Below are 7,470 nucleotides of genomic sequence, written 5' to 3'. Positions count from 1 at the left end.
TTATTCCTACATCATACATTCTAAACCACAACCAATATTTTTTTTACAAGAGATAGATGATCTTTGTACGGAGGGTAACGCAGGGGTAAGTCTAGCCAGGTGCCACGATGCAGCACACTTTTATGGTGTGAAAACAAATCGAAGCTGGCACGGCCATGGTAGCTTCCGAAACCACTATGGCCTACTCCTCCAAAAGGTAAATTCGGATTTACAAAGTGAGACATTGTATCGTTAATACAACCACCGCCAAAATGTGCTTTCTGAAGTATGCACTGCTGCTTTTGATGGTCGGATGAGAAGAAGTAAAGGGCGAGGGGAGTTTCCTGGCTATTAACGGTTTTGATAGCATCTTTCAAAGAGCAATAGGAGAGAACTGGTAGTATAGGTCCGAAGATTTCTGCCTGCATGGATGGGTGCGTCCAGGTAACGTTATCTAAAATAGTTGGAGCGATATACCGTTGATCTCTGTCTGTTTGGCCTCCGAAGCGAATGTTATCTTTTGTAAGGAGATTGTTCAGGCGGCGAAAATTTCTGTCATCAATAATGCGGGCAAAATCGGGACTAATGGCAGGATCTGCACCATAAAATGCAGTTATGTTTTGCTCAAGGAACATTACAAACTCCTCCTTTACCTGCTCTTGCACAAGTACATAATCGGGTGCCACACAGGTTTGACCAGCATTTAAAAATTTGCCCCACACAATGCGGCGGGCTGCCAACTCCAGATCAGCATCTTCTGTTACGATCGCAGGGCTTTTACCACCTAACTCTAATGTTAGTGGAGTTAGGTGTTCTGCAGCAGCTTTCATTACTAAGCGGCCGACCTGGGGAGTACCCGTAAAGAAGATGTAGTCAAAGCGCTTCTGCAGCAAATGCTGTGTTGTATCCATGCCTCCTTCTACAACAGCCAAATAAGCTTCGTCGAAGTTTTTACGTATTAACTCAGCTATAACAGCAGAAGTATTTGCTGTTAGCTCAGATGGTTTTATGATGGCGCAATTGCCCGCCGCCATGGCTCCAATTAAGGGGCTGAGAACCAACTGCAGCGGGTAGTTCCATGGGCCGATGATGAACACCAAGCCGTACGGCTCAGGGTAAGTGGCACTAGATGCAGGAAAGTTAAACAGCGATTCGTTTACACTTCGTGGTTTTGCCCATTCTGTCAGATGCCTTAATGTTTCTTTCAGCTCCTGTTCTACAAAACCTACCTCTGTTATAAATGTTTCAAAAACTGGCTTTCTGAAATCTTCATACAGCGCGTTACCTATAACCTGTTCATTTTGCTTTATAAGGCTCAACAGACAGCGTAACTGCTCTTTCCTGAATGAAAGATTGAAGGTGGCTTGAGAGTTGAAAAATTCTCTCTGCTTCTGTATAAGTTTATTTAATTGGCTAAACTCAATAGAGGGTGCTGCTGGAGCGTTTAAAGTAGCTTTGCTCTGCATAGGTGGCAGGTTAAACTTTGATTTATCTTCTAATAGTCAGAGCAGGAGCTATGGTGAAAAGGTAATTCTACTTTTCAGGCATAGTAACAGTCTAAGCACGGCAAATTGCTATGGATAGGCCTACGTGTAGCTATCTTAAATTTACGTTTAATAATCTTTTTTGTCTTAAAAGCTGCTATATATGTGATATGAAATTTTGCAGGTAGTAATGTTCAGTTACCAGAGTCTTGTCAATTCCTAGAAACTACTACTTAACTGTAGGTTATGTAACTTTACAGGAGCAATTCCATACAAGAAGATGATTTGTAGCTAATAGTTCTTCTCATGAAAATAATCGAGTGTCCGCGCGATGCCATGCAAGGCCTGAAGGGTTTTATACCCACCGAAACCAAAGTTGCTTACATCAACCAGTTGCTCCGTGTGGGATTCGATACCATCGATTTTGGCAGCTTTGTGTCTCCTAAAGCCATACCGCAAATGCGAGATACGGCAGAGGTGCTGGCAAAGTTGGATGTGAGCCAGACTAAATCTAAGCTTTTAGCTATTGTAGCTAATGTTAAAGGCGCTGAAGAAGCTGCACAACACGAACAAATCGCTTATCTTGGTTTTCCTTTATCAGTTTCAGAAACGTTTCAGCAGCGCAACACAAATAAAAGTATAGCGGAGGCCATGCAGCAGCTGGCCCAAATGCAGGAGATCTGTATAAGAGCTGGCAAAACATTAGTTACTTACATTTCCATGGGTTTCGGCAACTCCTATAATGATCCTTGGAATGCAGAAACTGTTATCTACTTTGTAAAGGAACTGGACCAACTGGAGGTAAAAATCATCTCTCTTTCTGATACGATTGGAGTCTCTAACCCTGAAAATATAGCTTACCTTTTTGGGCAGCTTATTCCTGCTTTCAAACACATAGAGTTTGGGGCGCACTTGCATACAACGCCAGCCAGTTGGCAAGAGAAGGTGGCGGCTGCCTATAGTGCGGGCTGTAGACGATTTGACGGAGCCATGCGCGGATTTGGAGGTTGCCCCATGGCAAAAGATGAGTTGGTAGGCAACATGGCAACCGAAAACCTGGTGCGTTTTTTTGAAAATAAAGGTTTAACTTTGGACCTTAACAAGAAGGCGTTTGACGAAGCTTTGAAGCAGTCTGGCGCTGTATTTTCTTAACTATGGCAAGGAGAATTATTGTAGATATTTTTGTGCCATGCTTCGTAGACCAGCTGTTTCCTGATACGGCTATGAACATGGTAAAGGTGCTGGAGAAGGTAGGTTGCGAGGTAAACTACAACCCTAACCAAACCTGTTGCGGACAGCCCGCCTTTAACGCTGGCTTTTTTGATGAAGCACGTGAAGTAGCCACCAAATTCCTGAACGATTTTTCGAATGATGTTTCACATTATATTGTAGCTCCCTCAGCTTCTTGTGTGGGCATGGTGCGCAATGCCTATCAGGATATTTTTGTGAAGTCTTCGAACCTGGTGAAGTACAGAACCATGCAAAAAAAAGTGTACGAACTGACGGAGTTTTTAACAGATGTGCTGGATATTAACAGCATACCTGGGGCAGCTCTGCGTGGCAGGGTTACGTACCACGACTCGTGCAGCGCCCTGCGGGAGTGTGGCATAAAGGCTGGCCCAAGGCTACTGCTAACGAGTGTGCAGGGGCTGGAGCTGTTGGAGATGGAAGAGAGCGAAACCTGCTGCGGTTTTGGCGGTACCTTTGCTGTTAAATTCGAAGCCATTTCGTCGGCTATGGCAGAGCAGAAAGTAGAGAATGCCCTGGCTATAGGCGCTGACTATATTGTTTCTACAGACAGTAGCTGCTTGATGCATATTGAAGCTTACATTCAGAAGCAAAAGAAGCCGATAAAAACTATGCACATTGCCGATGTGCTGGCAAGCGGTTGGTAAAAACGTTACCTTATAAGTATAAACAAGAAGCGCCTGATCAAGATTGATCAGGCGCTTCCTGTTTATGTCCAAACAAAGGCAATTTGTCTTCTCCTTTCAGCGTATAGGAAATCACTACCTGCTTCGAACTTATAAGAAGTATAATCAAGCGAAACACCAGCCTCTAATCCATCTTTTATGAAATATCCTACAGAAGGAGTCAATGAAAAATTAAGTAATTGTTCTTTCGTTTTTAGAGTTTTCTGTGCTAAAACAGCTGAGGCAGGTAAAGACTTTCGGCCTTGGGTGGTTTGGGCAGAGGCACCCGATACTGCCACAGCGAAAAGAGCGGCAATTAAATTTTCTTCATTTGTTTTTATAGCTTAAAATTAAATTCATAATGGGGAGTAGTTTGGCACCTAAACTAGCCTGCTCACTGCGCTAGGTATATTAAAATAATTAAATATATACATCGTTGTTCAAACTACAAAAACAAAATTCAAAAGCTAGGTATAAAGTCGGAGAGAGGCTTGGCAATGCAACGATTATAGCCGCGTATATACTTAATTTTAGCTTGCAGAGTAGCCACTGGATAGATCGCTCCGTAAAGACAGGCATACCTTAGAGCTAATAATAAGTTGCTTTTGGTTGGTTAAGTTGCTTGTTATTATAATGTACTTCGGTATTTATAATAGCTTCTCATACTAAGGTTTTGAAAAGTTTGGCTGGACTGCTTTATTGGGTGCTAAAAGCGTCCAGCCCTTCTTTTCAAGTTTATTCGAAACTCATCGAAACTCAAGTTTATTCAAAACCATTTTCTATAACTATGCAAGCTGCATAGTTTTTCTTTTTTAGCAAAGTATTTCCTCCTATTAGTCTACCGTCCTTTTTGTGGTGCAAATTTATGTCTGAAAATAAGTTTCGCGTATAAAGCACAAAAAGATAACATGCAAAAGATACTGGTACATCTCATACCACTATGCACCTTAATCATACTGGCTACCACAGCGGCTACTCCTGTGCTGGCGCAGAATGTACAGGGTATTAATCCAGACAGGCCAGACCTGACACCTAACTCTTATGTAGTGCCCACAGGCTATACTATGGTTGAGCTAGGTTTGCTATACCAAAAAGAAACCACTGCCACCAGCGAAGCAAGAACCTATGCTTACCCGACAGCCTTAGTACGCTACGGCCTGCTGGACAAGCTGGAGCTGCGCGTGCTTGGAGCATTAAAGGACTCTGTTGTAGAGAACGGTGAACAACGTACATTCTCTGGAGCAGGTCCTCTTAGTGTGGGAGCAAGACTGAAATTGTTAGAGAATCAGGGTTGGGTACCGCAGGCCTCCCTGACAGTAATGGTAGCCTTGCCCGTAGCAAGCCGCCGTTTCAGACCTGAGAATCCAGAACCGCGTGTAACCTTGGCGTTCGCAAATGAACTCAGCGATAAATCAGAGCTTCAGTATGGCCTTACTCAAGGATGGGTGGAAGGAAGCTCTGTAACCAGGTATGCCGTTAATTTTAGTACTGATCTAACAGATGCTATTACGTTTCTGGTGGAGGCTGTGGGCGAAAAAGAACGCGGAGAACAGGCGGGATATCAGGGAGTGGCAGCTTTGCAATTCGGTTTAGGCTTACACCTGATGCTAGATGTAGCTGCAGGGCTAGGGTTAAATGATGCGGCTCCAGATTACTTTGTTGGAACAGGCCTATCCGTCAGGTTGCCGAAGTAGGAGAGATCATGAAAACTGTAGTATCAAACAAAGACTTTAATTCTTTATCCAGGTCGCTTAAAGAGTATGCAAGGGGGATAGCCGGAGGCTTGTTATTTAGTTTTCCGCTATTGTATACTATGGAGGTTTGGTGGGCAGGCTTTATTGGCTCTCCGCTACAGCTTTTTATCATGGTGGTAGCAACCTATTTGCTTTTGCTTGGCTATAACCGCTATGCTGGCATGCGCCCGAGTGCCTCCTGGCGAAGTGTTTTTATTGACTCAGTAGAGGAGATGGGGTTGGGTATTACCATCTCTCTTATTGTTTTGGCTATTCTCAACCGCATTCAGTTCCATCAGATGTCCATAGATGAGATTATGGGCAAAGTGATTATGGAAGCTATGGCGGTTTCCATTGGGGTGTCTATAGGTACGGCACAACTGGGCGATATTAGTGAAGACGAAGAGGTGCCTCATCGTGACGAAACAGAGGAGGATAGCGGTGTGAAGGATGGTAACATTCACTATCCGAGCCTGATTATACTCTCTATTTGTGGCAGTATAGTTGTCGGAGGCAATGTGGCACCTACAGAAGAGGTAACCATGATTGCCGTAGAGGCCAAACCTATACACGTACTGCTGATGGCGCTAACTTCCATTGCACTGAGTGTGGTAGTAGTGTTTTTTAGCGACTTTAGAGGAGCAGACAAATTAGATACAAAGAAGCTGATTGTAGGCATGACGATAGATACCTGCCTTAGTTACCTGACAGCCCTTGCTTGCTCGGCTCTCCTGCTATGGTTTTTTGGTAGTTTCAATAACGTGAGCTTCGAAATTGCTTTTGCGCAATGCATTGTGTTGGGAGTTTTGGCCAGCTTAGGAGCATCAGCAGGAAGGCTATTGATTAAGTAGTTCGTGTCGCATACTAGTTTTAGAGAATGAATAAAAGCGAAAAAAGAAGAAAACAAAGCGGAGACGGAGATGACAAGAATAAGTTAGAATGGACAGTGTTTGCCATTAGCTTGGGATTAGTGCTGAGTATATTAGGTTTTCTTGGCTATAAAATATACAAAGATCAAGCAACACCTCCAGATCTGTACGTGGAGCACGTGCACGACCCTTCCAAGCTATCTCCTTATCGTTACCGAGTAGTAGTGCACAATGTAGGAGGCGAAACGGCAGGAGAGGTAACGGTAGAACTGGTTTTGAAAAAGGGTGAGATAGTGCTTGAGCAAGCAGAGCTAGCCATTGCTTTTGTGCCCAAAAACTCGAAGCGGGAAGGGTGGGTGAACTTTGTGGATAACCCAGCGCTAGCCGATACAATTGTAAATAGGGTTATCAGCTATAAAAGACCGTAGTGCTTGCTTGTCTCAACTTGCCTGCAAATATTATAAATTATCTTATTACGGATTAGAAACACCAAAATTATCTATATCTAACTTGACACATATTTATGGCAAAGAACAAAGTTTCTGAGAGGCATAAAAATAGGAAAGAGGCTCCCGTAGCAAAAGGTAAAATATTAGCGATAGGAGGTAAAGAAGATAGGGGGCAAAGAGAACTCAAAGAGGAACAGAAAAGAAATAAAGATTTTGTTTCGCAGGAAATACTAAAGCGGTTTGTACAGGAGCTGCAGGGCAGTAAACCGATGGTGGCTATAGTGCCTACCGCTTCTTCCTTACCAGATGAAATGGTAAAAGATTACACGCAAGTGTTTAAGGAACTAGGGATAGAGAACATAGAGGTGCTTAATATAAGCAACCGTACCGATGTGAAAGACCCTGCTTATTTAGATATAGTGGAAAGATCCGCTGGAATTTTGATGACAGGTGGAGACCAACTGAAGCTTACATCTATTTTTGGAGGCACTAAAGTGCTGCAGCTCATGAAGGAGCGGCACACCTACGATGATATCATTATTGCAGGTACCAGTGCGGGAGCAGCAGCCCTTTCTACACCCATGATTTATGAGGGTGAGACAATAGGCGGTTATATAAAAGGAGATGTGCGCATTACTACTGGCCTGGAGTTTATAAAAGATGTATGCATCGACACACACTTTATACAGAGGGACCGCATCGTTCGTATGGCTCAGGCTATTTCTACCAACCCTGGCTGCATTGGGATTGGTTTGGAAGAAGACACCGCTATTCTGATAACTGAAGGATATAATATGGAAGTGTTGGGAAGTGGGCTGGTAACAATTGTAGACGGTATCGGAATTACCTCTACAAACATCTATGAGGTGGAAACAGGTGAGCCCTTTTCGGTTCGCGATTTAAAAGTTCACCTTCTCTCGAAAGGTGAACGGTATGTTTTCCCGACTTATGATCAGTTGCATATTTGATGCACTTTAAAGTATGTTTTCTGACCCAGAGGCGAAGAGGCTGTAAAACAAACTGTGTCAAAGGATTAGGAGTAT

General features: G+C 43.5%; 8 protein-coding genes. 6 read left to right on the top strand and 2 right to left on the bottom strand.

Features of this window, described 5'->3' with window-relative positions:
- Positions 1-20: 20 nt before the first annotated feature.
- Positions 21-1,445, bottom strand: coding sequence for an aldehyde dehydrogenase (locus LN893_RS19965; protein ID WP_229973146.1), 1,425 nt, complete (start codon positions 1,443-1,445; stop codon positions 21-23).
- Positions 1,446-1,769: 324 nt separating this feature from the next.
- Here LN893_RS19965 and LN893_RS19960 point away from each other — a divergent pair, with 324 nt between their 5' ends.
- Entirely contained in the window at positions 1,770-2,615 is an 846-nt protein-coding gene (locus tag LN893_RS19960) for a hydroxymethylglutaryl-CoA lyase (RefSeq protein WP_229973145.1), read from the top strand.
- A 2-nt stretch (positions 2,616-2,617) separates the two neighbouring features.
- On the top strand, positions 2,618-3,358 hold the full coding sequence (locus LN893_RS19955) for a (Fe-S)-binding protein (protein ID WP_229973144.1): 741 nt from the start codon (positions 2,618-2,620) through the stop codon (positions 3,356-3,358).
- 62 nt (positions 3,359-3,420) lie between these two features.
- On the opposite strand, the gene LN893_RS19950 is transcribed toward LN893_RS19955, so the two are convergent.
- A complete protein-coding gene (locus LN893_RS19950; RefSeq protein ID WP_229973143.1) occupies positions 3,421-3,675 on the bottom strand; it encodes a hypothetical protein in 255 nt (84 codons plus the stop codon).
- Positions 3,676-4,284: 609 nt separating this feature from the next.
- On the opposite strand from LN893_RS19950, the gene LN893_RS19945 reads away from it, so the two are divergent.
- From LN893_RS19945 to LN893_RS19930, 4 genes are all read left to right on the top strand, one after another.
- The gene (locus LN893_RS19945; protein WP_229973141.1) at positions 4,285-5,070 is read left to right on the top strand and encodes a transporter; all 786 of its coding nucleotides are present in this window, start codon (positions 4,285-4,287) and stop codon (positions 5,068-5,070) included.
- Positions 5,071-5,078: 8 nt separating this feature from the next.
- Positions 5,079-5,960 (top strand): TIGR02587 family membrane protein, encoded by an 882-nt coding sequence (locus LN893_RS19940; RefSeq protein ID WP_229973139.1) that lies wholly within the window; start codon positions 5,079-5,081, stop codon positions 5,958-5,960.
- A 26-nt stretch (positions 5,961-5,986) separates the two neighbouring features.
- Entirely contained in the window at positions 5,987-6,406 is a 420-nt protein-coding gene (locus LN893_RS19935; protein WP_229973137.1) for a hypothetical protein, read from the top strand.
- Positions 6,407-6,501: 95 nt separating this feature from the next.
- A complete protein-coding gene (locus LN893_RS19930; RefSeq protein WP_229973135.1) occupies positions 6,502-7,395 on the top strand; it encodes a cyanophycinase in 894 nt (297 codons plus the stop codon).
- Positions 7,396-7,470 lie beyond the last annotated feature (75 nt).

The organism is Pontibacter harenae (assembly GCF_020907245.1).
Taxonomy (GTDB): Bacteria; Bacteroidota; Bacteroidia; order Cytophagales; family Hymenobacteraceae; genus Pontibacter; species Pontibacter harenae.
The sequence above is the reverse complement of the archived record's forward strand: the minus strand, read 5'-3'. Positions and strand labels throughout refer to the sequence as shown.

Coding starts and splice junctions, on each gene's coding strand:
- LN893_RS19965 (WP_229973146.1), bottom strand. CDS start 1,445: ATGCAGAGCAAAGCTACTTTAAACGCTCCAGCAGCACCCTCTATTGAG.
- LN893_RS19960 (WP_229973145.1), top strand. CDS start 1,770: ATGAAAATAATCGAGTGTCCGCGCGATGCCATGCAAGGCCTGAAGGGT.
- LN893_RS19955 (WP_229973144.1), top strand. CDS start 2,618: ATGGCAAGGAGAATTATTGTAGATATTTTTGTGCCATGCTTCGTAGAC.
- LN893_RS19945 (WP_229973141.1), top strand. CDS start 4,285: ATGCAAAAGATACTGGTACATCTCATACCACTATGCACCTTAATCATA.
- LN893_RS19940 (WP_229973139.1), top strand. CDS start 5,079: ATGAAAACTGTAGTATCAAACAAAGACTTTAATTCTTTATCCAGGTCG.
- LN893_RS19935 (WP_229973137.1), top strand. CDS start 5,987: ATGAATAAAAGCGAAAAAAGAAGAAAACAAAGCGGAGACGGAGATGAC.
- LN893_RS19930 (WP_229973135.1), top strand. CDS start 6,502: ATGGCAAAGAACAAAGTTTCTGAGAGGCATAAAAATAGGAAAGAGGCT.